At 62.8% G+C, this 24191-nt stretch carries 22 protein-coding genes and 6 pseudogenes; 14 read left to right on the top strand and 14 right to left on the bottom strand.

Annotated elements, in window-relative coordinates:
• Nucleotides 1-12 precede the first annotated feature (12 nt).
• From B586_RS04625 to B586_RS04615, 3 genes are all read right to left on the bottom strand, one after another.
• Nucleotides 13-888, bottom strand: a complete 876-nt coding sequence (locus B586_RS04625) for a pseudouridine synthase (protein WP_054880569.1) — start codon at nucleotides 886-888, stop codon at nucleotides 13-15.
• Between the two features lie 7 nt (nucleotides 889-895).
• The gene (locus tag B586_RS04620) at nucleotides 896-2653 is read right to left on the bottom strand and encodes a glycerol-3-phosphate dehydrogenase/oxidase (protein ID WP_047313372.1); all 1758 of its coding nucleotides are present in this window, start codon (nucleotides 2651-2653) and stop codon (nucleotides 896-898) included.
• 79 nt (nucleotides 2654-2732) lie between these two features.
• Complete coding sequence (locus tag B586_RS04615) at nucleotides 2733-4166, bottom strand: NAD(P)H-quinone dehydrogenase (protein WP_047313373.1); 1434 nt, start codon at nucleotides 4164-4166, stop codon at nucleotides 2733-2735.
• 83 nt (nucleotides 4167-4249) lie between these two features.
• Between B586_RS04615 and B586_RS04610 the strand changes: the two genes are divergently transcribed.
• Together B586_RS04610 and B586_RS04605 are read left to right on the top strand one after the other, a co-directional pair.
• Entirely contained in the window at nucleotides 4250-4729 is a 480-nt protein-coding gene (locus B586_RS04610) for a gamma-glutamylcyclotransferase family protein (protein WP_054880570.1), read from the top strand.
• Between the two features lie 113 nt (nucleotides 4730-4842).
• Nucleotides 4843-5724, top strand: coding sequence for a hypothetical protein (locus tag B586_RS04605; protein ID WP_054880571.1), 882 nt, complete (start codon nucleotides 4843-4845; stop codon nucleotides 5722-5724).
• A gap of 59 nt (nucleotides 5725-5783) precedes the next feature.
• Here B586_RS04605 and B586_RS04600 read toward each other — a convergent pair whose 3' ends face one another.
• Nucleotides 5784-6953 (bottom strand): M20 family metallopeptidase, encoded by a 1170-nt coding sequence (locus tag B586_RS04600; protein WP_047313376.1) that lies wholly within the window; start codon nucleotides 6951-6953, stop codon nucleotides 5784-5786.
• Complete coding sequence (locus tag B586_RS04595) at nucleotides 6950-8143, bottom strand: M20 family metallopeptidase (protein WP_047313377.1); 1194 nt, start codon at nucleotides 8141-8143, stop codon at nucleotides 6950-6952. The genes B586_RS04600 and B586_RS04595 overlap by 4 nt, the downstream gene beginning before the upstream one ends.
• Nucleotides 8144-8319: 176 nt before the next feature.
• On the opposite strand from B586_RS04595, the gene B586_RS04590 reads away from it, so the two are divergent.
• Both B586_RS04590 and B586_RS04585 read left to right on the top strand, forming a co-directional pair.
• Nucleotides 8320-9126 carry a purine-nucleoside phosphorylase gene (locus B586_RS04590; RefSeq protein WP_054881073.1) on the top strand — a complete coding sequence of 269 codons (807 nt, stop codon included), beginning with the start codon at nucleotides 8320-8322 and terminating at the stop codon, nucleotides 9124-9126.
• Nucleotides 9127-9134: 8 nt separating this feature from the next.
• The gene (locus B586_RS04585) at nucleotides 9135-10748 is read left to right on the top strand and encodes a phospho-sugar mutase (protein WP_054880572.1); all 1614 of its coding nucleotides are present in this window, start codon (nucleotides 9135-9137) and stop codon (nucleotides 10746-10748) included.
• 12 nt (nucleotides 10749-10760) lie between these two features.
• Here the strand turns inward: B586_RS04585 and upp are convergent, their stop codons facing one another.
• Nucleotides 10761-11384: a uracil phosphoribosyltransferase gene (gene upp, locus B586_RS04580; protein ID WP_047313379.1), complete on the bottom strand. Its 624-nt coding sequence runs from the start codon at nucleotides 11382-11384 to the stop codon at nucleotides 10761-10763.
• Nucleotides 11385-11498: 114 nt separating this feature from the next.
• On the opposite strand from upp, the gene B586_RS04575 reads away from it, so the two are divergent.
• Nucleotides 11499-12371, top strand: a complete 873-nt coding sequence (locus B586_RS04575; protein ID WP_054880573.1) for an alkaline phosphatase family protein — start codon at nucleotides 11499-11501, stop codon at nucleotides 12369-12371.
• Nucleotides 12372-12440: 69 nt separating this feature from the next.
• Nucleotides 12441-13724 carry a protein export chaperone SatS gene (satS, locus tag B586_RS04570; protein WP_054880574.1) on the top strand — a complete coding sequence of 428 codons (1284 nt, stop codon included), beginning with the start codon at nucleotides 12441-12443 and terminating at the stop codon, nucleotides 13722-13724.
• Between the two features lie 238 nt (nucleotides 13725-13962).
• On the opposite strand, the gene B586_RS04565 is transcribed toward satS, so the two are convergent.
• The 5 genes from B586_RS04565 to B586_RS20725 form a co-directional block, all read right to left on the bottom strand.
• A complete protein-coding gene (locus tag B586_RS04565; protein WP_054880575.1) occupies nucleotides 13963-14535 on the bottom strand; it encodes a PPE family protein in 573 nt (190 codons plus the stop codon).
• A 202-nt stretch (nucleotides 14536-14737) separates the two neighbouring features.
• Nucleotides 14738-15025, bottom strand: a complete 288-nt coding sequence (locus B586_RS04560) for a WXG100 family type VII secretion target (RefSeq protein WP_047314363.1) — start codon at nucleotides 15023-15025, stop codon at nucleotides 14738-14740.
• 68 nt (nucleotides 15026-15093) lie between these two features.
• Complete coding sequence (locus B586_RS04555) at nucleotides 15094-15393, bottom strand: WXG100 family type VII secretion target (protein WP_054880576.1); 300 nt, start codon at nucleotides 15391-15393, stop codon at nucleotides 15094-15096.
• Nucleotides 15394-15601: 208 nt separating this feature from the next.
• Complete coding sequence (locus B586_RS04550) at nucleotides 15602-16186, bottom strand: PPE family protein (RefSeq protein WP_168162504.1); 585 nt, start codon at nucleotides 16184-16186, stop codon at nucleotides 15602-15604.
• 231 nt (nucleotides 16187-16417) lie between these two features.
• Entirely contained in the window at nucleotides 16418-16870 is a 453-nt protein-coding gene (locus tag B586_RS20725; RefSeq protein ID WP_156406709.1) for a PE family protein, read from the bottom strand.
• A 269-nt stretch (nucleotides 16871-17139) separates the two neighbouring features.
• Between B586_RS20725 and istA the strand changes: the two genes are divergently transcribed.
• Together istA and B586_RS22900 are read left to right on the top strand one after the other, a co-directional pair.
• Nucleotides 17140-18690 (top strand): IS21 family transposase, encoded by a 1551-nt coding sequence (istA, locus tag B586_RS04540; RefSeq protein WP_054880579.1) that lies wholly within the window; start codon nucleotides 17140-17142, stop codon nucleotides 18688-18690.
• Between the two features lie 68 nt (nucleotides 18691-18758).
• A pseudogene (locus B586_RS22900) lies at nucleotides 18759-18929 on the top strand (ATP-binding protein); the annotation flags it as partial.
• 17 nt (nucleotides 18930-18946) lie between these two features.
• On the opposite strand, the gene B586_RS19855 reads toward B586_RS22900, so the two are convergent.
• On the bottom strand, nucleotides 18947-19489 hold the full coding sequence (locus B586_RS19855) for a PPE family protein (RefSeq protein ID WP_168162503.1): 543 nt from the start codon (nucleotides 19487-19489) through the stop codon (nucleotides 18947-18949).
• Nucleotides 19490-19755: 266 nt separating this feature from the next.
• On the bottom strand, nucleotides 19756-20601 hold the full coding sequence (locus tag B586_RS20720) for a PE family protein (protein WP_156406708.1): 846 nt from the start codon (nucleotides 20599-20601) through the stop codon (nucleotides 19756-19758).
• 266 nt (nucleotides 20602-20867) lie between these two features.
• Here B586_RS20720 and B586_RS20715 point away from each other — a divergent pair.
• The 6 genes and pseudogenes from B586_RS20715 to B586_RS21835 all read left to right on the top strand — a co-directional run.
• Nucleotides 20868-21011: pseudogene (locus B586_RS20715) on the top strand (helix-turn-helix domain-containing protein); the annotation flags it as partial.
• A 97-nt stretch (nucleotides 21012-21108) separates the two neighbouring features.
• Entirely contained in the window at nucleotides 21109-21414 is a 306-nt protein-coding gene (locus B586_RS04525; RefSeq protein WP_054880582.1) for a transposase, read from the top strand.
• Nucleotides 21415-21536: 122 nt separating this feature from the next.
• Nucleotides 21537-21617: pseudogene (locus B586_RS21850) on the top strand (IS3 family transposase); the annotation flags it as partial.
• 63 nt (nucleotides 21618-21680) lie between these two features.
• A pseudogene (locus tag B586_RS21845) lies at nucleotides 21681-22232 on the top strand (transposase); the annotation flags it as partial.
• A 230-nt stretch (nucleotides 22233-22462) separates the two neighbouring features.
• Nucleotides 22463-22834, top strand: a pseudogene (locus B586_RS21840) (tyrosine-type recombinase/integrase); the annotation flags it as partial.
• A gap of 15 nt (nucleotides 22835-22849) precedes the next feature.
• Nucleotides 22850-23260: pseudogene (locus tag B586_RS21835) on the top strand (primosomal protein); the annotation flags it as partial.
• 233 nt (nucleotides 23261-23493) lie between these two features.
• Here the strand turns inward: B586_RS21835 and B586_RS04510 are convergent.
• A complete protein-coding gene (locus tag B586_RS04510) occupies nucleotides 23494-24069 on the bottom strand; it encodes a PPE family protein (RefSeq protein WP_054880584.1) in 576 nt (191 codons plus the stop codon).
• Nucleotides 24070-24191 lie beyond the last annotated feature (122 nt).

Raw genomic sequence — 24191 nt, 5'->3', positions numbered from 1 at the left:
AAGGCAGCTCGGCTAGCTGGCGACGACGTCGGTGAGTGCTCGGCGGCTGACAAACTCACGACGCAACCCGGTGAGCGGATCATCGAACTCGATGCGCTGCGCCAGCAACTGCAGCGGCGCACTGAAATCGTCAGCAGGGACTTCAAAGATATTGGGGTACAACGGATCACCAATAATCGGTACACCCAAGGACGCCATGTGCACCCGCAGTTGGTGGGTGCGTCCGGTACGCGGAGTCAGCCGATACAGGCCGTCCGGTGACATCAGCTCCACCAGCGTCTCCGCGTTAGGCACACCGGGTTCGCAGACCGCCTGCAGGTTGCCCCGGCGTTTGACGATGCGACCTATGACCAGGCGTGGCAGCACCAGGGCCGGATCGACCGCCGCGCGCGCCAGGTAGGTCTTGGCCACCGCACCGCGGGCAAACAGCGTCTGGTACCGGCCGCGCACCTCACGGCGGGTGGTGAACAGCAGCACCCCGGCGGTCAGCCGGTCGAGTCGGTGCGCCGGGCTCAGCTCCGGCAACCCCAGTTCTCGGCGCAGCCGCACCAGCGCCGTCTGCGCGACGTGCCGCCCCCGCGGCATGGTGGCCACAAAGTGCGGCTTGTCGACCACCACGATGTCGTCGTCTTGATGTAGCACCGGGATATCAAAGGGCACCGGCACTTCATCAGGCAGGTCGCGATAGAGATAAACATAGGAGCCGCTGGCCAGCACGGTTCCCGCATCGATCACCCCACCGTCGGCGTCGACGACTTCTCCGGCCAGCACCTTCGCGCGGGCCGGCGCGCCAAACCGGGTGGTCAGCTCGGCCAGCACTGGTCCGCCGTGCAGCCGCACCCGCGCTGGCCCCAACCCGTCGCGTACCGGCAGCGGCGCCGGCCTCACGGCAAGCTCAATTGAGCGGCACCGGCTCGAGGATCTCGGCGCGTGCCTCGGGGGCACTGGCCCGCAACTCATCGGCCGATACGTCGTCGGGCTGGGCCTGCGACAGCACCTCGGCCTGCACCCGCGCGGTGTAGTTCGCTACCTCGCGATCGATGTCCTCGGCCGTCCACCCCAACACCGGAGCGACCACATCGGCCACCTCCCGGGCGCAGGCGACGCCGCGGTGTGGATATTCGATGGAGATCCGCATCCGGCGGGCCAGGATGTCCTCGAGATGCAGGGCACCCTCGGCGGTGACCGCGTAGCGGGCTTCCACCAACAAATAGCCCGGTGCTTCCTTAATCGGACTGAGCAGGCCGGGTGCGTCAGCCGCCAAGGCCAACACGTCGCCGATGAGCGCGCCGTAGCGGTCCAGCAGATGACGCACCCGGTACGGGTGCAGACCTTGCAACGCGGCGACGTGTTCGGCCTGATTGATCAGCGCAAAGTATCCGTCGGCGCCCAGCAGGCCTACTTTTTCGGTGATCGACGGCGCCACCCGGGCCGGAACGAAGGCAACCGCAGCATCAATCGCGTCGGCGGCCATCACCCGGTACGTGGTGTATTTGCCGCCGGCGATGGCGACCAGGCCCGCCGCCGGCACCGCGACCGCGTGTTCCCGGGACAGCTTGGAGGTGTCGTCGCTTTCCCCGGCCAGCAGCGGGCGCAGCCCGGCGTACACCCCGTCGATGTCGGAGTGCGTCAGCGGGGTGGCCAACACGGTGTTGACGGTGCCCAGGATGTAGTCGATGTCCGCCTTGGTGGCCGCGGGATGGGCCAGGTCGAGATTCCAGTCGGTATCGGTCGTTCCGATGATCCAGTGGTTACCCCACGGGATGATGAACATCACTGACTTCTCGGTGCGCAGGATCATCGCGACGTCGCTGACGATCCGGTCCCGCGGTACCACAACGTGCACGCCCTTGGATGCGCGCACCTGGAATCGTCCGCGCTGCTTGGACAACGCCTGAATTTCGTCGGTCCAGACCCCGGTCGCGTTGACCACCACGTGGCCGCGGACCTCGGTAACCGCGCCGTCCTCCGAATCACGGACCCGCACGCCGATCACCCGGTCGCCCTCGCGCAGCAACGCGACCACCTGGGTGGAGCATCGCACCACCGCGCCGTAATGCGCGGCGGTGCGTGCGACGGTCAGGGTGTGCCGGGCGTCGTCGACGACGGTGTCGTAGTAGCGGATACCACCGATCAAGGAGCTGCGTTTGAGGCCAGGGCTCAGCCGCAGCGCACCAGCACGGGTCAAATGTTTTTGCGCCGGAACAGACTTCGCGCCACCAAGACGGTCGTACAGGAAGATGCCGGCCGCCATGTACGGGCGCTCCCACCAACGCTTGGTGAGCGGAAACAAGAACGGCAACGGCTTGACCAGATGCGGTGCCAACGTGGTCAACGACAGCTCACGCTCATAGAGCGCCTCACGCACCAGCCCGAATTCCAGTTGCTCAAGGTAACGCAGCCCGCCGTGAAACATTTTCGACGAGCGGCTCGATGTGCCCGAGGCCAAGTCCCGCGCCTCGACCAGCGCCACTTTGAGGCCACGCGTGGCGGCATCCAGCGCACATCCGGACCCCACTACGCCGCCGCCAATGACCACCACGTCGAACTGCTCAGTGCCAAGCCGCTCCCAGGCCACCGCGCGTTGCTGCGGTCCCAGCGCGGAAGCCGGCCATGTCTGCTCGTTCTCCGGTGCCTGCATCGGGTCAGTCACGACCAGGACTCCTGTCGTTACTCGTCGGTAAGGGTCGCCACTCATCAAACCTAGTTCGTCAGTCGGTCAAGGATCGGCCTTAGTCCAGATCATCGTGTGCCATCAGCCGGCGCGCGGCCTCGGTGATCGAGCCGGACAACGACGGGTACACGGCCAGTGTTTGCGCCAACTCGTTGACGGTGATCCGGTTTTGCACCGCCACGGCGATCGGCAGGATCAATTCGGAAGCGATCGGCGCCACCACCACGCCGCCGATCACCACCCCGGTGGACGGGCGGCAAAACATCTTGACAAACCCATGACGCACCTCGGACATCTTCGCCCGCGCATTGGTCTGCAACGGCAGCATGATGGTCCGGGCAGATACCGAACCGTTGTCGATCGCCGATTGCGGCACCCCCACCGCCGCGATCTCGGGCCTGGTGAAAACCGTCGCCGCGACCGTGCGCAACCGGATCGGGCTGACCCCCTCACCCAACGCGTGATACATCGCGATCCGGCCCTGCATCGCCGCCACCGACGCCAGCGGCAGCAGGCCGGTGCAGTCGCCTGCCGCATAAATGCCGGGCACCGAGGTCCGCGACACCCGGTCCACGGTCAGGTAGTTGCCTCGCCCCAACTCGATGCCGACCCGTTCCAGGCCCAGGCCGCTGGTGTTGGGGACCGACCCGATGGTCATCAGGGCGTGGCTGCCCTCGACGGTGCGGCCGTCGATCATCGTCACCAGGACACCGGTTTCGGTACGGGTCACCGATTCCGCGCGCGCGTTCTTGAACAGCCGGACACCACGTTCGGCGAACGACCCTTCCAAGACCAACGCTGCGTCGGCGTCCTCGTACGGCAGCACGTGGTCCTGGCTGGCCACCACCGTCACCGGCACACCCAGTTCGGTGTAGGCGTTGACGAACTCAGCGCCGGTGACCCCGGAGCCCACCACGATGAGGTGCTCGGGTAACGCCGCCAAGTCGTAGAGCTGCCGCCAGGTCAGGATGCGTTCGCCGTCCGGGGCAGCCGACGGCAGGATCCGTGGGCTGGCTCCGGTGGCAATCAACACGACGTCGGCGTCGTGCTCGCTGGTGACGGGGCCGTCGGGCCCCCCATCGGAATGGGTCGCTTTGATGCGGTGACGAGCCAGACCCAAGGTGGGGTCAACCAGCTCGCCCCGGCCAGCGATCACGTCCACGCCCATGTTGCGCAGTTGGGCGGTGATGTCCGCCGACTGCGCTGCGGCCAGCGTCTTTACCCGGGCATGGATGTCGGGCAACGAGATTTTGGCGTCGTCGATGTCGATATCGAAGCCGAGCCGTTGCGCTCGGCGCAGCTCGCTGCGCAGCCCGGTGGAGGCGATGAACGTCTTGGACGGCACGCAGTCATCCAGTACGGCCGCCCCACCGATGCCATCGGAGTCGATCACGGTGACGTGGGCTTTTTGCGGGTGTGACGTGGTCGCTGCCACCAGTGCAGCCTCGTAACCGGCCGGGCCTCCCCCAAGGATCACGATGCGGGTCACCACAGCCCATAACCTAGCTTGGCTCGCGACTCGGCCAAACCCCTTGGTTGAACGCCAGGCGGGCGCGTGCCGTTTAAGCTTTCCCCGTGCCGCTTTATGCCGCTTACGGATCGAACATGCATCCCGAGCAGATGCTCAAGCGCGCACCACACTCGCCGATGGCCGGAACAGGCTGGCTGCCCGGCTGGCGCCTGACCTTCGGCGGCGAGGATATCGGTTGGGAAGGCGCGCTGGCCACGGTCGTCGAGGACCCAGATTCGAGGGTTTTCGTCGTCCTCTACGACATGACGCCGGCAGACGAGATGAACCTTGACCGGTGGGAAGGCTCCGAGTTCGGCGTCCATAAGAAGATTCGATGCCGAGTGGAGCGCGAATCCTCCGACACCACTATCGACCCGGTGCTTGCCTGGCTCTACGTGCTGGATGCCTGGGAGGGCGGGCTGCCGTCGGCGCGGTACCTGGGTGTCATGGCCGACGCCGCCGAAATCGCCGGCGCGCCAAACGATTATGTCCACGATCTGCGGACTCGCCCGGCCCGCAACATTGGCCCGGGGACTACCACCTAGCTCTGGCTCGCGAGCGCGCGTGTCTGCACAGCGACACGCCGCATTGATTGGCATTTCGCGGACGCTCGTGAGGTGACTTGTGGGCATGACAGCCCGACCCGACGATAGCGGGCATGGCCAAAGAGCTCAGCCAGCTGCTCGATGCCCAGGGCGGAGTGGTGACGTCCGCTCAGGCATTGACATTCCTCACCCGTCGCGGCCTGGAGGAACACGTGAACCGCGGTGCACTGCAGAAGATTTGGCGTGGCATCTATGGCCGCGGCGAAATGACCACGGCATTACGGCTGCGCGGGCTGGACATGGCAGCCGGCACGACGGTGGCGGCGTGCCTGGGCACTGCCGCCGCTGCTTACGGCTTCGACACCGAAGGAACCCCGGATCTGCATGTGCTTAATCCCGGCGGCCACCGCTTGCGCTCAACCGACGGTCTGGTGGTGCACCGACGCGAGGGCGCGCCGCTGATGTTGTTCGCGGAACGACCGGCCACGACGCCTGCCTGGACAGCTATCGAGGTCGCTCGCGCACTGCGTCGGCCAAGAGCGCTGGCGACGCTCGACGCCGCGCTGCGCAGTGGCACGTGCACCCCCGTCGACCTGCATAGAGCTGTCGACCTACAGTCCGGCCGGCGTGGCATCGTCACCGTCCGCGAGCTGCTGGGTTTGGCTTCGTCGCTGGCCGAGTCGCCGATGGAGAGCGAGGCGCGGCTAGTCATGCTCGATGGCGGGTTGCCTCAGCCGGTCCTGCAATACGAGATCGTGGATCTGAGCGGGCGGACCTGGCGACTCGACTTCGCTTGGCCTGAATACCGCGTCGCCGCCGAGTACGACGGCCTCTACTGGCACAGCGGCCGGGACGCATTTCTCCGGGACCGACGACGCGCCGGCGCACTGCAGGACCTGTGCTGGGTGGTGGTGCCCATCATCGCCGAGGACGTCAGATATCGGCCAGGCAAACTTATCCGCCGGCTCGAGACGGCGCTGCGTCGAGCGGCATGAGCGTCCGCGAAATGACAGCCGCAACGGCGTGTCGTTGTGCAGACACGGACACTCGCGGTCTAGAAAGCTGCCGCCTGTTCAATGATGTTGACCATCACCCGCAGCCCAATCGCCAATGCCCGCTCGTCGAGGTCGAACGTCGGCTGATGCAGATCCAACTGTGGTCCCGCACCGGGCCACACGCCCAGTCGGGCCATCGCACCAGGAATTTCCTCCAAGTACCAGGAAAAATCCTCCCCACCGCCGGACTGGCGGGTATCGGCCAGCGCATCAGGGCCGACGGCTTCGATCGCGTGGGTCAGGATGCGTGTCGAGACATCCTCGTTGACGACGGGCGGGACGCCGCGCCGGTACTGCAGGGTGTGTTCGATCGCCAATGGTGACAGCAGCGCGGACACGGACTGGCGGATGATCTCCTCGAGGTCGACCCAGGTCTGCCGGCTGGCGGTACGCACGGTGCCGGACAAGACGCCGGTTTGGGGTATCGCGTTGGCGGCCACGCCCGCGTTGACCGCGCCCCACACCAACACGGTGCTGTTGCGCGGATCGATGCGCCGCGACAGCACCCCGGGCAGCCCGGTAATGAGTGTGCCGAGCCCGTAGACCAGGTCAGCGGTCAGGTGCGGGCGGGATGTGTGTCCGCCAGGCGAATACAGCGTGATCTCTATCGAGTCGGCCGCCGAGGTGATGGGGCCGTGCCGGACCGCGACCTTGCCCACCTCGAGCCGGGGATCGCAGTGCAAAGCGAAGATCCGCGTCACCCCGGTCAACACCCCGGCGGCGATGGCATCGATCGCGCCGCCGGGCATCAGCTCTTCGGCAGCCTGGAAGATCAATCGCACGCCGACCGGCAGCTCGGCCACCGACGCCAATGCCACCGCGGTCCCCAGCAGGATGGCGGTGTGCGCATCATGACCGCAGGCGTGCGCGACGCCTGCCACCGTCGAGGCATACGGGGCGCCGGTCCGTTCCGCCAGGGGTAGCGCGTCCATGTCGGCGCGCAGCGCGATCCTGGGCTCGTGTTCAGGCCCCAAATCGCAGGTCAATCCGGTGCCACCGGGCAGCACCTTGGGGTTCAACCCCGCATCGGCCAGCCGTTCGGCGACGAACTGCGTGGTGGCGAACTCCTGGCGACCCAGCTCCGGATAGCGGTGGATGTGGCGGCGCCAGGCGATCAGGTCGTCGTAGTGTGCAGCCAGCCAGGATTCGGCCGTGTCAACGAGGCTCACAGCGCTGCCCTGCCGCGTCTGCGCTGTTGCGCCGCCAACACCCGGTCACGCTCGTCAGGAGTTTCGGCGAGTTGAACAATCGTGCGCGCCAGCATGATCGCGCCGTCGACGACCGCGCGGTCGCCGCTGGGACCGACAGCGGCCGAGGCGAAGGCGCGCTGGTGAACCGTGGCGCCGGCGGCGTCGACACCGATCACCGGATGGATCCCGGGCAGCACCTGCGTCACGTTTCCCATATCGGTGCTGCCCAAGGGAAGCCGCGCCTCAACGTCAGGCGCCATCGGCTCGCGTCCGAGTCGGCGCATCTCCTCGCGGCACACGTCGGCTAGCCATTGGTCGGGTTTGAGCTCCGCGTATGCCGGTGCTGTGTGGTCGATTTCGTATTCGCAGCCGGTGGCTAACGCGCCCGCAGCAAAGCAAGCAAACATTCTGCCCTCCAGCTCACGCAGCGAATCCGATTCGACCGCCCGCATCGCATATTGCAACGTCGCGTGCCCCGGTATGACATTGATCGCCTGCCCGCCGTTAGTGACCATGCCGTGCACCAGTTGCCCCGGCCCCAGCTGCTGGCGCAGTACGGCAATGGCCACCTGCGCGACGGTCACCGCGTCGGCTGCGTTGACCCCCAGGTGCGGTGCGACGGCGGCATGCGATTCCTTGCCCCGGTATTCGACCGTGACCTCAGACAATGCCAGTGAATGGGCCGCGGCGATGTCGGTCGGCCCGGGATGCGCCATCACCGCCACCGCGACATCGTCGAACGTCCCGGCCTGCAGCATCAGCGCTTTACCACCGCCGGCTTCCTCGGCGGGGGTTCCCAGCAAGGCCACGGTGAGGCCCAGGTCGTCGGCTACCTCAGCAAGCGCCAGCGCGGCGCCCACCGCCGACGCCGCAATGATGTTGTGGCCGCAGGCATGTCCGATCTCGGGCAACGCGTCATACTCGGCGCACACCCCGACAACCAGGGGCCCACTGCCGAAGTCAGCGCGAAACGCCGTATCCAGACCACCGGCGGGCGCGGTGATCGCGAAACCACGTTCGGCGACCAGCGCCTGCGCCTTGGCGCAGCTGCGGTGTTCGGCGAACGCCAGCTCCGGCTCGGCGTGAATGGCGTGCGACAACTCGACCAGATCGGCACCACGACGCCGCACCGCATCCTCGACACTGGTCAATGCGGTTGCTGTGGGCACCCATGCAGTATCGCACCGCAATGCATCCGATCCTCGGCGAGCGGCTTGGCTCGATTCAATCGCCCGCTCCTCACTCACGCCATTCCGGCGCTCGCCGTCGCCGGGCTCGATTCAATCGCCCGCTCCTCACTCACGCCGTTCCGGCGCTCGCCGTCGCCGGGCTAAGCTCGCCCACTGTGACCGAACCCCTGCTCGATCCCGACGAACTCGCTCGGCGGGCAGCTCAGGTGATTGGTGAGCGCACCGGGATCCTGGAGCACGACGTCGCGGTCGTCCTCGGATCGGGATGGTCGCCGGCGGTTGCCGCGCTGGGCTCCCCGACCGTCGTGCTCCCCCAGGCCGAGCTGCCCGGGTTCACCCCGCCCAGCGCGGCCGGGCATACCGGTGAGCTGTTGTCGGTGCGCATCGGCGCGCATCGGGTGCTGGTGTTGGCCGGTCGCATCCACCCCTACGAGGGACATGACCTGCGCCACGTCGTGCATCCCGTGCGAACAGCGTGTGCGGCCGGGGCGCGCATCGTCATCCTCACCAACGCGGCCGGCGGACTGCGCGCGGACCTGTCGGTCGGCCAGCTGGTGCTGATCAGTGACCACCTGAACCTGACGGCACGTTCGCCGCTGGTCGGCGCGCAGTTCGTCGACTTGACCGACGCGTACGCACCGCGGCTGCGAGAACTCGCCCGCGACACCGACCCGGCACTGACCGAAGGCGTGTACGCGGCCCAGCCCGGCCCGCACTATGAGACGCCCGCCGAAATCCGGATGCTGCGGATGCTGGGCGCCGACCTGGTCGGCATGTCCACGGTGCACGAAACCATCGCGGCCCGCGCGGCGGGCGCCGAGGTGCTGGGCGTGTCACTGGTGACGAACCTGGCGGCCGGGATCACCGGTGAGCCACTGAGCCATGCTGAGGTGCTTGCCGCCGGCGCCGCCTCAGCGAGCCGGATCGGGTCACTGCTGGCCGACATCATCGCCCGGTTCTGAAGGCTGCCATGACACCCGAGGAGTGGATCGCGCACGATCCCGACCCACAGACTGCCGCCGAGCTGGCCGCGTGCGACCCCGAAGAACTTGCGGCGCGGTTCGCCCGTCCGCTGCGCTTCGGCACCGCCGGTTTGCGCGGACCGGTGCGCGGCGGCCCCGACGCCATGAACCTCGCGGTGGTGTTGCGGGCGACCTGGGCCGTGGCACAAGTACTCATGCAACGAACGGGCTCGCGGCCCGCAACGGTGATCGTGGGGCGCGACGCCCGGCACGGCTCGCCAGTATTCGCCGCTGCGGCGGCTGAAGTGCTTGCCGCCGAAGGTTTTTCCGTGCTGCTGCTACCCGATCCAGCGCCCACACCGGTGGTGGCGTTCGCGGTGCGCACTACCGGCGCCGCGGCCGGGATCCAGATCACCGCCTCGCACAACCCGCCGACCGACAACGGGTACAAGGTGTATTTCGACGGCGGCATCCAGATTATCTCTCCCACCGACCGCCAGATCGAAACCGCGATGGCCGCAGCTCCCCTGGCCGACCAGATCACCCGCAAACCCGTCGACCCCAGTGAAAACAGCGCCACCGATCTGGTTGACCGATACATGCAGCGAGCGGCCGCGGTGCGGCGCGGCACCGGTTCGGTTCGGGTTGCCCTCACCCCGATGCATGGGGTAGGCGGTGCGGTGGCCGTCGAGACGCTGCGGTGCGCCGGCTTCGACGACGTGCACACCGTCGCGGCGCAGTTCGCGCCCGACCCCGACTTTCCCACCGTCGCGTTCCCGAACCCGGAGGAGCCCGGCGCCACCGACGCGCTGCTGGCCCTGGCCGCCAATGTCGGGGCCGACGTCGCGATCGCGCTGGACCCCGACGCCGACCGCTGCGCGGTCGGGATACCCACCAGCTCGGGATGGCGGATGCTGTCCGGAGACGAAACCGGTTGGCTGTTAGGCGATTACATTTTGTCGCAGACCGACAGCCCGCAGCCTGGCCGCGAAACCAAGATTGTGGCGAGCACGGTGGTGTCGTCGCGGATGCTGGCAGCGATCGCCACGCACTACAACGCGGTCCACGTCGAGACCCTCACCGGCTTCAAGTGGCTAGCGCGCGCCGACGCAAACCTGCCGGGCACCCTCGTATACGCCTACGAGGAAGCGATCGGGCATTGCGTCGACCCCGCCACGGTGCGCGACAAAGACGGCATCAGCGCCGCGGTGTTGGTGTGCGATCTGGTGGCCACACTGCACCAGCAGGGCCGTTCGGTGCCTGACATGCTTGACCAACTCGCCCGACGCCACGGCGTGCACGACGTCGCGGCGGTATCACGTCGCGTGGCCGACCCCGACGAGGCTGCCGACCTGATGCGGCGGCTGCGCGCAGCCCCGCCGAGTCAGCTGGCCGGGTTCGCCGCCGCTATTTCTGACACCACGGACATCAGCGACGCGCTGATCTTCACCGGCGGCGACGACGACACGTGGGTCCGGGTGGTGGTGCGGCCCTCGGGCACCGAACCGAAGCTGAAGTGCTACGTGGAGGTTCGCTGCCCAGTGGCTGGCGACCTATCATCCGCCCGGCAGCGGGCCGCGGCGCTGCGCGACGAGCTGGTCGCCTCGGTGCGGCAGTGGTGATTCTCCGACGGGTCAGCGGGGCCCGAATTGGCGGTCGCCGGCGTCACCGAGACCTGGCACGATATATTTCGCCTCGTTGAGCCCTTCGTCGACGGCAGCGGTGAATAGCCGTGCGTTGGGCGCCGTTTTCTCAACTGCCGCAATGCCTTCCGGTGCGGCCACCACACAAAGCACGGTGATCTCTGTTGCCTGGCGGCGCAGCAACAAACCGATGGTGTGTGTCATCGACCCGCCAGTGGCCAGCATGGGGTCGAGCACCATGACCGGCTGGCCGGTCAGGTCGTCGGGCAGCGATTCCAGATACGGGACCGGCTGGTGCGTCCCTTCATCACGGGCAACGCCGACGAACCCGACCCGGGCTTCGGGTAGGGCGGCATGCGCCTCATCGACCATGCCCAAACCGGCCCGCAGCACCGGAACTAACAGCGGCGGTCTGGCCAACCGGACGCCCAGCGTCTGGGTCAGTGGCGTGCGGATCGAAAACGTTTCGCAGGGCGCGTCCTGGGTGGCCTCGTAGACCAGCATCAACGTCAGTCCACGCAACGCCGCCCGGAACGCGGCGTTGCCGGTGCGTTCATCCCGCAGCACCGTCAGCCGGGCGGCGGCCAATGGGTGGTCGATGACACGGACGTCCACAGGGTTTGACCCTATATAACAATCGGAATTAGCCCAGCTGACACGCTTAGTTGCCTGCCCTCAGCGGGTCAACCCCGCCCATATACTCCCCGAGTGAACCCCCCGAGAAGGCTAATGAGCTCGACATATCGAGCCTTCCGGCTGTTCGGCGCGGTGCTGGTGTGCGGGCTGGCGGGCTGCCCATCGGTTCCTCGGGTCGGCCTTGCCGCGGCAGCCCTGCCGGCCCCCGCGCACGTGGTCATCGTGGTGGAAGAAAACCACTCGCAAGCCAACATCATCGGCAACCGGTCGGCTCCCTTCATCAATGCGCTGGCCGCTAACGGCGCAATGATGGCCCAATCGTTCGCGGAAACACACCCGAGCGAACCGAACTACCTGGCGCTGTTCGCCGGTGACACGTTCGGGGTGCGGAAAAACCTCTGCCCGCTCAATGGCGGCACCCTGCCCAACCTGGGTTCTGAATTACTCGCCGCCGGCTACACATTCGCCGGCTTCGCCGAAGGCTTGCCCGCGGTCGGTTCCCCGGTCTGCGCTGCGGGCAAGTACCAACGCAAGCACGCGCCCTGGGTCAACTTCAGCAATGTACCGGCCACGAACTCGGTGCCGTTCTCGGCCTTTCCGAAGCCCGGGAACCCGGAAGGGTACGCCAGCCTGCCGACCGTGTCGTTCGTCATTCCCAACGACGACAACAACATGCATAGCGGCTCGATCGCGGTGGCCGACGCCTGGCTCAGCCGCAACCTTTCCGGGTACGCCAACTGGGCGGTGGCCAACAACAGCCTGCTCATCGTGACCTGGGACGAGGACGACAACACCAATCGCAACCAAATCCCCACCGTGTTCTACGGCGCGCAGGTGCGGCCCGGGACCTACAACGAGCAGATCAGTCACTACAACGTGCTGTCCACGCTGCAGCAGATGTATGGGCTACCCAAAACGGGTAACGCGGCCGGCGCTGCCGCAATTACCGACATCTGGGGCGGGTAGTCACCGGCGGGCTGCGTTACCTGTGGACTAGATCCAGCGCCGTCACGGGCCGCCGCTATTGTGTGCCGCATGGTTGCAGACCTCGTGCCCATCCGACTGAGCCTGCCCGCTGGTGATCGCTACACCGTGTGGGCACCCCGCTGGCGCGACGCCGGCGATGAATGGGAAGCATTTCTGGGCAAGGACGACGACCTGTATGCCTTTGAGACGGTCGCTGACCTGGTCGCATTTGTGCGCACCGATTCCGACAACGATCTAGTCGACCACCCCGCCTGGAAAGACCTGACCTCCGCTCACGCACACAAGCTCGATCCTGGCGAGGACAAGCAGTTCGATCTGGTCGTTGTCGAGGACCTGATGGCCGAGAAGCCGACCGCCGAGTCGGTGACCACGCTGGCGGCGACGCTGGCGGTAGTGGCGTCCATCGGGTCGGTGTGTGAGCTACCCGCGGTGTCGAAATTCTTCAACGGCAATCCCAGCCTGGGCACGGTGTCCGGCGGAATCGAGCATTTCACCGGCAGAGCCGGCCAGAAACGCTGGAATTCGATCGCCGAAATCATCGGGCGAAGCTGGGACGACGTGCTGAGCGCGATCGACAAGGTCCTCAGCACCCCAGAGGTCAACGCTGCGATGTCGGCCAAGGCCGCCGACGAACTAGCTGAGGACCCCGTGGAACCAGAAGAGCCGGAGGTGGAGCCGGACGACGATGGTGCGGACGGCGAGACCGCTCAGGCAGACGACTCCGAGGACACCGAAGACGAAGACGAGGTCCGCGCGGCCGGCGATACCGTCGTGCTGGGCAGTGACGAGGACTTCTGGCTGCAGGTGGGTATCGACCCGGTCCGGATCATGACGGGGACCGGCACGTTCTACACACTGCGCTGCTACCTGGACGATCGCCCGATTTTCCTGGGTCGCAACGGTCGGATCAGCGTGTTCAGCTCGGAGCGGGCGCTGGCCCGCTACCTGGCCGACGAGCACGACCATGACTTGTCCGATCTGAGCACCTACGACGACATCCGTACCGCTGCCACGGACGGTTCGCTGGCAGTCGACATCACCGACGACAACATCTACGTGCTCAGCGGGTTAAGCGATGACCTTGCCGATGGGCCGGACGCTGTGGATCGTGACCAGCTGGACCTGGCCGTCGAGCTGCTCCGCGATATCGGCGAGTACTCCGAGGAGAGCACGGTCGACGCGGCGCTGGACACGGACCGGCCGCTGGGCAAGCTGGTGGCCTATGTGTTGGATCCCGGCTCGGTCGGCAAGCCTGCAGCCCCGTATTCCGCGGCGGTGCGGGAATGGGAAAAATTGGAGCAGTTCGTGGAGTCGCGGCTACGGCGCGAATAGCGCCGCGGGCCGGCGACGACATTGGACATGAGCGTCGCGGCTAAGGCGCGAATAGCGCCGCAGCGCCGACGCTACGGCGGCCACTATCGGGCCAGGGTCCGCGCCGAGATACATCCGGGCAGGGTGGCCCCACCACCGACCGCCCATCCAAGGCGCCAATTTCCAGACACCGCCAGCAGTCAGATCCCAAACGCCGCCGACGCCAATTTAACAGAGAAATTAGATTAATCGTCTATTACTATGTTTCCGCTGACATAACGTCGCTGAAGCGTGCGCTGAAGATTATCGGCAGTACCGATATAATTTCTCTCCCCTTAGCCCGCTCTATAATATCGAGGATATCAGGCTGATATTCATTCATCGCTTCCGCATTCTTTGCCCACATCATTTCGTATTCGCACTCCAGCTCTACGATTCTGGTGATGTTTTGCCCATAAAGAAGGTTGGTTACTTTCATAATCCAGGCAGCCATGCGGTTCACCACTATCGAAGCCATCGGTATCATCGACTCGACCGCCCTTTCGTAGGCCAACGCCGTTAGATGGAGATACTTGGCGGTATCACTGGCCGTTTCTGCGTGTGTATTCAGCCAGGTACAGTACCGTCTTGCCGCTACTACAAATTTGCGCGCTGCGGGACCTTGAAACAAGGCCGCCGTCGCGCTAACTTGATTAGCCCACTCCCGCGCCTTAGCGTGCAATTCTTCCGCCAGACTGTCCCATGCGTCGGCAGCGATCCATATCGGCTCAGCACCCGGACCACGAATATTGCTAGCGTTGATCTCGGGTGGAAATGCGTTGAAATTTTGCACCTCGGTTACTTTCTGCTAAACTCTATAATCAACATATCGCCGGTAGTTCTATTCGCCGGTAGCAAACCGAGTAGCTGGCTTAAAGGTCGCTACCGCGATCGCCACGCGCGGTGCTCGGCTCATCTTAGGATCAATCCCCGACAACCAAACGTCTTGGTGATTCCCGGGGATTGTCACTTCACCTAACTGGCCGGTGTGGGGGTTAGGCCCATGCGGAACCGACCGAGCGGTCGGTGTCGGCCATGTTGTTACCGGCGGCTTGCACCTTTTGGCCGTGGGCGTTGGCCTGCTCATAGATCATCTGGAAGTTGCGGCCCAAATCACTGATGAACTGCTCGCATGCCGCCGAGCCCTGGCCGCCCCAAAAGTCAGCGGCGTCGCGCACACTGGCCAGGATGGCCTGATGGGTGGCTTCCAACGACGCGGCTTGCGCGCGGATGGTGGCGCCGTGGGCGTCAATATCCCCGAACTGGTAGTTAATGCTGGACATGAGTTTTTGTGCTCCTCAATTGAGAAAGTGAATGAGAAAAGGTCGTGGACTGTAGCGGTTTTCCGCCGTTAGCTACCCTGCAGGATCTGCTGGGAGGCCTGCTCTTGCTGCTCGTAGCGGGTGGCAGCAGCACCTAGCTGGTCACGCACCTCGTGCAGCATGTTCACGATGTTGCGAAACGCCTGATTCATCTGCCCCATGGTGTCAAACGAGGTTGCCTGCGCGGCCCCACTCCAACCTGCACCCGCGATGTTCAGCGTCGAGGCCCACATCTTGTGCGACTCGTCCTCCACCGTCTGGCCGTGCACCTCAAAACGGCGCGCCATATCCCGCATCGCGTGCGGATCGGTCATAAAACGTGCAGTCATACTTTTTATCTCCTTACAGTTAATTTCGTTACGTTATGGGTGAAATAGTCCGAGTTACAGCGGTTATCCGCCGGCCAGGTGGCGGGCCATCATGAACAGAAGCTACGGCGGCCCACTACCGGGCCAGAGTCCGATACCTCTGAGCAGGATGACCCCACCACCGACCACCCAAAATTCAAACATCGCCGACACCAATCCAACAGAGGAATTAGATTAGTATTTCTTCGCTGTTATCAAAGCCGCCGACACGCCCGCGAGAGTCGAGGATTACCTCCGGCGCCGGGCTAATTCTGCTTTCCTCAACCCGCGCCATAATATCGAAGATAGTATACTGATACTGATTCATCGCTTCCGCATTCTGGACCCACATCTCTTGGTACGCCTGATCCAGCTCCATGATTTTGGTGGTGAACTGCCCCAAAAGATTAGTTGCTTTCAAAGTCCAGGCACTCGAGCGGTTCGCCACTATCGAAGCTGTCGGCGCCATCGAGTGGACCGCAATGTCGTAGGCATACGCCGCTTTATTGAGATACATGGCGATCTCAGTGGCCGTTTCTATGTGTGTATTCAGCCATCGATTGTACAAGTCTGCCGCTGCTACAAATTTGCGCGCTGCCGGACCTCGAAACCAGGCATCCGTCGCCTGTAATTGAAATTTCCACTGCGCCGCCGCATTAGCCAACTCTCTCGCCAGATCGTCCCATGCTGCTACAGCGGTCCGCATTGGATTAGAACCCGGGCCACTAATATTTTTAACGTTGACCTCGGGTGGTAACAAGTTGAAATTTGACACCTTGGCTACTTTCTCCTCAACTCTAACAATCAACATATCGCTGGTAGATTTATTCACCGGTAACAAACCGTGAGTAGCTAAAGCTGTGACACGATCCTTAGTCGCCGCCCTCGGCAGTGCGCGTATAATACAGATGCGACAGCCCCCCACGATCGAAGAGAACCGCTTACCGATGTCCGCGCCTTGATCGATATGCACCTGGCACAGTAGCCCGCGAGCCTTAAACGAGCATTATTGAATCTTGCCAAAACTCTCGTTGTTGTCGCTCTCGGCTCTTTGATATTTCTTCGCGGCTTCCTCTAGGCTCCAGGAGAGCCGCTTACCGATGTCCGCGCCTCGATCGGTATGCACCCGGTACAGGTCTCCGCGAGCATTAAAAAATCTCGCCGACAGAGCTGACACGCTATCAGCCCCCGGCGGGGGAATCTTGGTCATCGCCGAGGCCCCCTGGGCATTTGCTATCGAAATACTGTCAGCTATCGTCACCATCTTTTTGCTTGCCAGGGTCAGGCTACCTGGCATTACCCGCGTTGCATTCTGGTTTGTCTGCAGCGACGGATCCAAGTCTGTTGACGACGTATTAGAGCTCCATTGAGGGGGCGCATTAAAGTTTGCTGACTGCGAATTCCCGTTTACGTATACGGACGACTGGCCTTCTTGTACGCCTCGCTGCGGATAAGTCACTAGCACTCCTCCCTATCGACCTCGTAGTATATGTGGATGCCATCATACGATAACGCTTCAGCAGCCTTACAGCAATTTATGGTTGTGCCGCCGGGATACTCGCTGTCGTTTGCCAGGAAGATGGGACCGGTTTTGAATTGGTTTGCCATAAACATGGGACCACTCGTTTGCTATGGTGGGACCATCTGGCTAGCTAATTTGCCAGTTATGGGACCACCGCTCGACGTGGCTTTGGGTCTTCCGGTTGCTCGGCCGCTGTATTTAGTCGAATGAGCTACCGGGAGGTATCGGCGATCGAGATCAGAGAGATCCTGCGGCTGTGGCTAGCAGGTCGAGGGTTGCGGGAGATTGCTCGAATGTCGGGTGCCGACCGCAAGACGGTGCGCCGCTATGTGGACAGGGCGTGTGCGTGCGGATTGGACCGCGACGGTGAGATCGCCCAGTTGACTGACGGGCTGCTTGCGGCGGTGATTGCCGGTGCGCGGCCGAGTCGGCCTAATGGCAAGAGCGAAGCATGGGAAATCATCGCTGGCCAGCACGAGCAGATCAAGGAATGGCTCGATGATGGTCTAACGGTCACGAGGGTGCACACGCTGCTCGGGTGCCGGGGTGTGGTGGTGTCGTATCGGACGCTGCACCGCTATGTCACAACGGAATTAGACTTTGGTCGACGGAAGACGACGGTACGGGTTGCCGATTGTGACCCCGGCGCGGAGGTGCAGGTCGACTTCGGCCGGCTCGGGATGCTTACCGATGCGGCCGATGGTCGGCGTCGTGTGGTGCAGGGGTTGATTTTCATCGCAGTGTATTCGCGGCACATGTTCGTCTGGCCGACGTATCGGCAGACGCTGGGCGATGTGATTGCCGGCTTCGAAGCCGCGTGGGCGTTCTTTGGCGGGGTGTTCGCCGTCGTGATTCCCGACAACATGAAGGCCATCGTCGACCGCGCGGATGCGACCGATCCGAGGCTCAAAGACACGTTCTGTGAGTATGCCCGGGCTCGAGGATTCGCGATAGACCCAACACGCATCCGGAGCACGAAAAGTAAACCCAGGGTGGAGCTGATGGTGCAGTACGTGCGCGACAATTTCTTTGCCGGAGAGGACTTTCGGGATCTCGGTGACTGTCGCGCTCGCGCCGAGTACTGGTGTGGAAAGGTGGCGGGAATGCGGGTGCACAGCACCACCCGCCTGCGTCCCGCCGACGTGTTCGCCACCGACGAGCTACCGAAGCTGAAACCGGTGTCCGAAGAGGTATTCGACATCCCGGTCTGGACGCACCCCAAGGTGGCCCCGGATCGACATGTGCAAGTCGCCAAGGCGCTCTATAGCGTTCCCGGTGACCTGGTCGGACGCCGCTTGGATGCCTGCGCCGACGCACGAACAGTGAAACTGTATTGGCGAGATGAGCTGATCAAGATCCACCCGGTGATGCCGCCAGGTCGCCGCCACACCGACCCTGCTGATATGCCAGCCGAGGTATCGGTCTGTGCGATGTATGATCTGAACATGTTGCAGCGCAAAGCATCAGCACACGGCGAGCATGTCGGTATGTACGCGGCGGCCATGCTCGAGCATCCACTGCCGTGGAACAAGATGCGCCATGTCTACTGGCTCCTCGGGTTGGTGCGCCGCCACGGCGCCGAGGCGGTCGATGACGCTTGCCGCCGGGCGCTAGACGCCAAGGCCATCGACGCCGGACTCATCGAGCGGATACTGACTCGCGGCGTGGGCGAACAGCTGCCGCTGCTGTCGGCCCCACCGGCGGCATCGCGGTTCGTGCGCGCCGCTACCGATTTCGCCGTGCGCAGGTCCTCGTGAGCACCTGACATCTAGACCTCAGCCCGGCGACTAAGCCAATCGAAGTATCTGCAGATCTGAAGGCGCTGATGCGCCGACTCAAGCTTGGCCAGCTGCTTGACACTTTGCCCGAGCGACTTGCCCTAGCCGGATCGAATCGGCTGCCGCATCACGACTTTCTGCAGATGCTGCTGGCCGATGAGGTCACCCGCCGGGACCGCCAATCCGCCGCCCGCCGCGCCAAAGCGGCGCAGCTGAATGCGCCAGATCATGGGACCTATTGGGGCGAGAAAAACATTCCTAGCGCCGGTATAATTCCCCTTTTCTCAGCTCGCTCCATAATATCGAAGATGTGAAACTGATACTGATTCATCGCTTCCGCATTGGTGGTCCACATCTTTTGGTATTCGCCATCCAGCTCCGCGATTTGGCTGGTGAATTGCCCCAGAAGGTTGGTTGTTTCCATAGTTAAGGCAGCCGCGCGGTTCGCCACTATCGAAGCTGTCGGCACCATCAAGGTGACCGCCGTTTCGTAGGCATCCGCCGCTTGATGGAGATACTCGGCGGTCTCACTGGCCGTGCCGGCGTGCCTATACAACCAGGAATTGTACTCTTTTGCCGCTGCTACAAATTTGCTCGCTGCCGGACCTCGGAACAAGGCATCTGTCGCGCCAACTTGACTTCGCCACTGTGCCGCCGTGGAATACAGTTCTTCCGCCAGGCCGTTCCATGCTGTTTGAGCGTTCCGTATCGGCTCAGAACCCGGACCACGAATATTGCTAGCGTTGATCTCAGGTGGTAATGCGTTGAAATGTGGCACCTCGGCTACTTTCTCCGAAAGTCTAACAATCAACATATCGCTGGTAGATTTATTCGCCGGTAACAAACCGTGAGTAGCTAAAGCTGTGACACGATCCTTAGTCGCCGCCCTCGGCAGTGCGCGTATAAGCAGATGCTGCAGGCCCCCACACTCAAGGAAAACTGCTTACCGATGTCGGCACCTCGGCCGGTATGCACCTGGTACAGCAGCCTACGGGCGTTAAACAGGCATTAATCATTCTCGAGAAGACTCAGAGATTATTCTCGTTACGACAACTGACGCAGAAAATCCTTGTCGTTGTGCTCTTCAGTGCGCGTATAAGCGGATGCGGCATCCTTTAGGCTCTGGGAGAGCTGCTTGCCGATGTCGGCACCTCGGTCGGTATGCACCTGGTACAGCTGTCCGCGAGCATTAAAAAATCTCGCCAACAAAGCGGACACGCTATCCTTGCCCGGCGCGGGAATCTTGGTCATCACCGAGGCCTTCTGGGCATTTGCTATCGAAATACTGTCAGCTATCTCCGTCATCTTGGTGCTTACATCAGCCATGCTATCTGGATTTGCCTGCATCGCATTTACGTCTGCCGATAACGATGCACCCAAGTCAGGTTGTAAGGGCTCGTATTTGCCCGCTAGCGACGGATCCAAGTTTTCTGGCGAAGGTAGATCAAGGTTTGCCGACAGTGGATCAAACCCTGACTGCAATTGCTCATCAAGCTTTACCGGTGACGGACCTACGTCTGGCTGCAAGGGCTCGTATTTGCCCGCTAGCGACGGATCCAAGTTTCCTGGCGAAGGTAGATCAAGGTTTGCCGACAGTGGATCAAACCCTGACTGCAATTGCTCATCAAGCTTTACCGGTGACGGACCTACGTCTGGCTGCAAGGGCTCGTATTTGCCCGCTAGCGACGGATCCAAGTTTCCTGGCGAAGGTAGATCAAGGTTTGCCGACAGTGGATCAAACCCTGACTGCAATTGTTCATCAAGGTTTACTGGTGACGGATCAAAATTTGCTTGGTAGGACGCATCCGGGTTTCCTAGCAGCTCCAAGCCTTGTTCCGGGAACAACTGATCCAAATCGCCTGGTTGTAAGCTTGAGTCTGGATAAGTCACTAGCACTCCCCCTCGGCCGTTTAGTTTATGTGAATGTCATCATAAGTTAACACTTCAGCAGCCTTACAGCAACTTTGGTTTGCGCCGCCAGGGTACACATTATCGTTTGCCAGGAGGATGGGACCGGTTTTGAATTGGTTTGCCATAAACATAGGACCATCCGTTTGCTATGGCGGGGACATCTGGCTAGCTAATTTGCCAGTTATGGGACCACCGCTCGGCGTGGCTTTGGGTCTTCCGGTTGCTCGGGCGCTGTATTTAGTCGAATGAGCTACCGGGAGGTATCGGTGATCGAGATCAGAGAGATCCTGCGGCTGTGGCTAGCAGGTCGAGGGTTGCGGGAGATTGCTCGAATGTCGGGTGCCGACCGCAAGACGGTGCGCCGCTATATGGACAGGGCGCGTGCGTGCGTGGCGTGTTCCCGGTGATTGAGACCGGGTGATGTGTACCCGTGTTGTTGGTCCACGGTTATGAGAGTCGAGGGCAAAGTGATCATCAGGAGGTCACATGCCCCGTATGTACTCGTCATCGGTGCGCCGGCACATTGTCGCTCGGCTGCGATCGGGTGAACCGGTTGCCGCGGTAGCCGACGAGACCGGAATCTGCCAGGCGACACTTTTCCGGTGGAAACGTCAAGCGCTGATCGATGCCGGGGTCCTCGACGGCACTCCAAGTGTAGAGGCAGACGAGCTGGCCGCTGCCCGCAAAGGGATCGCGCAGCTTGAAGCTGAGTTGGCGTTGACCCGAGATGCCTGCCAGCTCCTCGACGCGCCGGAGGTGGTGACCCCCAAAACGCCGACGCGCGATCACTGAAGGACTGATCACGCGACGACATTCAGCCCGATCCGCCTGCCGAATAACAGGATTGGCGCGTTCCCTGTTGCAATACCATCGGCAACGGCCAGTGCCGGATCCCGAGATTTCGGCGCCTTATCGTGGCCGACACCATCACCGAGATCCACCAACGTTGCCGCGGCACCTACGGGCGTCGACGTGTCCGCGCCGCTCTGCTGACCGACTACGATATGAACGTCAACCGCAAACTAGTCAACGCGATCGGTTCTACCCAGGGTTTGATCATGGCGAAGCCTTACCCGAAGGAGTTCCGCGACGATGTCGTGGCTGTTGCCCGGAAGGGGCAGGCTCCGTTGATCCAGATCGCGAAGGATTTCGGGATTTCCGAGGCATGTCTGCATAACTGGAAAGAAGGCCGACATTGAGTATGGCGACCAGCCTGGGCTAGCCGATACCGAGCGTGCCGAGTTGCGTGAGCTCAAGAAGCGTAACCGGCTCCTAGAGCAGGAGAATGAGGTCTTGCGCAGGACGGCTGCCTATCTGTCGCAGGCGAACTTGCGGGGAAAATGGTCTTCCCGCTCGTCCGTGAGATGGCCGCGACCGGTGCCCGAATCAGGGTGCCGGTCGCGGTGGCGTGCCGGGTCCTGGGGTTATCGACCCAGGGATATTACCGGTGGCGCAAAGCCCCTGTATCACAACGCGACTGGGATGACGCCCATACGATCAACGTCCTCCACGAGATCCATCAAGGCGATCCGACTCTGGGCTATCGGTTTTTGACCGACGAACTTGAAGACCTCGGTATTGCCGCCAGTGAAAACCGGCGGATTCAACTGGTCGTCGCAACACCTCGTGATCGTGGAGGTGTCAGGTGGTTCGTCGACAGCAAGCAGCGGACCGGGCAATCCGCCCGAAGCTTCGATCGCCAGGGCACCCGAAGTATCAGCGTCATGTCGAGGTGGCGTTCTGGGCGCAGATCGCCAAAGGGCTTCTCGCCGAAGAAGCCGCGGGCGTTGTCGGCGTGGCGCAGGCGGTCGGGGCGCGCTGGTTCCACAACGCTGGCGGCATGTCACCGTTCGACCTGAAGTTCCAGCCCTCGGGCCGTTACCTGTCCTTCGCTGAGCGTGAGGAGATCGCATTGCTTAAGTCTCAGGACAAGCGTGTTCGGCTGGCGTCGCTGCCGCGCGGGCAAGACGCGGCCGTGGTGGCGCGGCTGTTGGCAGGCTGTGATCGAACGGCGGTGGTGGGCCGCCGCGACTACGCGATCTTGACGATGCTGGCGCGGCTGGGGTTACGCGGCGCCGAAGTCACCACCCTGGAGCTGAGTGACATTGATTGGCGCAGCGGTGAAATCACCGTCCATGGCAAAGGCAATCGGGTTGATTGGCTTCCGCTTCCCGTCGATGTCGGCGAAGCGATCGTGACGCACCTGACCAACGGTCAGCCTGCCCGCTCGGAGCGGGCGCTGGCCCGCTACCTGGCCGACGAGCACGACCATGACTTGTCCGATCTGAACACCTACGACGACATCCGTACCGCTGCCACGGACGGTTCGCTAGCAGTCGACATCACCGACGACAACATCTACGTGCTCAGCGGGTTAAGCGATGACCTTGCCGATGGGCCGGACGCTGTGGATCGTGACCAGCTGGACCTGGCCGTCGAGCTGCTCCGCGATATCGGCGAGTACTCCGAGGAAAGCACGGTCGACACGGCGCTGGACACGGACCGGCCGCTGGGCAAGCTGGTGGCCTATGTGTTGGATCCCGGCTCGGTTGACAAGCCTGCAGCCCCGTATTCCGCGGCGGTACGGGAATGGGAAAAATTGGAGCAGTTCGTGGAGTCGCGGCTACGGCGCGAATAGCGCCGCGGGCCGGCGACGACATTGAACATGAGCGTCGCGGCTACAGCGCCAATAGTGCCGTATCGCCGGCGTTACTGCCGCCACTATCCGGGCAGGGTCCGCGCCGAGACACCTCCAGGTAGGGTGACCCACCACCGACCACCCATTCAAGGCGCCAATTTCCAAATGCCGCCAGCGGTCAGAACTCAAACGCCGCCGACGCCAACCAACAGGTGAATTAGATTACTATTGTATTATGATGTTTCGCTGACATAAACGTCACTAAAGCGCGCGCTGGAGATTACCGGAGGTGGCGGTATACTTTCGTTTCTCTTAGCCCGACTCATAATACCGCGGATAGCAGACTGATATGTATTCATCGCTTCCGCATTGGTGATCCACATCTTGTCGTATTCGGCTTCCAGCTTCGCGATTCTGGGGGTGAATTGTCCAAAAAAGACATTGTTTGCTCTCATAGTCCAGACAGCCACGCGGTTCGCCATTATCGAAGCCGTCGACACCATCGAGTTGACCGCCGTTTCGTAGGCCGACGCCGCTTGCCGGAGATACCAGGCGGTCTCACTGGCCTTGAAGGCGTGTTTACCCAGCCAGGTATGGTACTGTCTTGCCGCTTCTACAAATTTGCGCGCTGCCTCACCTTGAAACAAGCCCTCCGCCACGCTAACCTGATTAGCCCACTGCTCCGACGCATCACGCAAACCTTGCGCCAGACTGGCCCATGCGTCTGCAGCGAACCATATCGGCTCAGAACCCGGACCACAAATATTGCTAGCGTTATCCTCGGGCGGAAATTCGTTGAAATTTATCACCTCGGTTACTTTCTCCTAAACTCTATAATCAACATATCGCTGACAGATCTATTCGCCGGGAGCAAACCGCAGCCGGTTATCCGCCGGCCAGGTGGCGGGGCATCACGAACGAACACCACCGC

The sequence above is a fragment of the Mycobacterium haemophilum DSM 44634 genome, assembly GCF_000340435.2.
Taxonomy (GTDB): Bacteria; Actinomycetota; Actinomycetes; order Mycobacteriales; family Mycobacteriaceae; genus Mycobacterium; species Mycobacterium haemophilum.
Note: the sequence above shows the minus strand (reverse complement) of the source record. Positions and strands in the feature narration are given on the sequence as shown.

Bases quoted from the DNA above. Each gene is read 5' to 3' on its own strand.
- B586_RS04605 (WP_054880571.1), top strand. From the start codon at position 4,843: ATGGCCAAAGAGCTCAGCCAGCTGCTCGATGCCCAGGGCGGAGTGGTG.
- B586_RS04585 (WP_054880572.1), top strand. From the start codon at position 9,135: ATGACACCCGAGGAGTGGATCGCGCACGATCCCGACCCACAGACTGCC.
- B586_RS04575 (WP_054880573.1), top strand. From the start codon at position 11,499: ATGAGCTCGACATATCGAGCCTTCCGGCTGTTCGGCGCGGTGCTGGTG.
- satS (WP_054880574.1), top strand. From the start codon at position 12,441: ATGGTTGCAGACCTCGTGCCCATCCGACTGAGCCTGCCCGCTGGTGAT.
- B586_RS04560 (WP_047314363.1), bottom strand. From the start codon at position 15,025: ATGTCCAGCATTAACTACCAGTTCGGGGATATTGACGCCCACGGCGCC.
- B586_RS04555 (WP_054880576.1), bottom strand. From the start codon at position 15,393: ATGACTGCACGTTTTATGACCGATCCGCACGCGATGCGGGATATGGCG.
- istA (WP_054880579.1), top strand. From the start codon at position 17,140: ATGAGCTACCGGGAGGTATCGGCGATCGAGATCAGAGAGATCCTGCGG.
- B586_RS04525 (WP_054880582.1), top strand. From the start codon at position 21,109: ATGCCCCGTATGTACTCGTCATCGGTGCGCCGGCACATTGTCGCTCGG.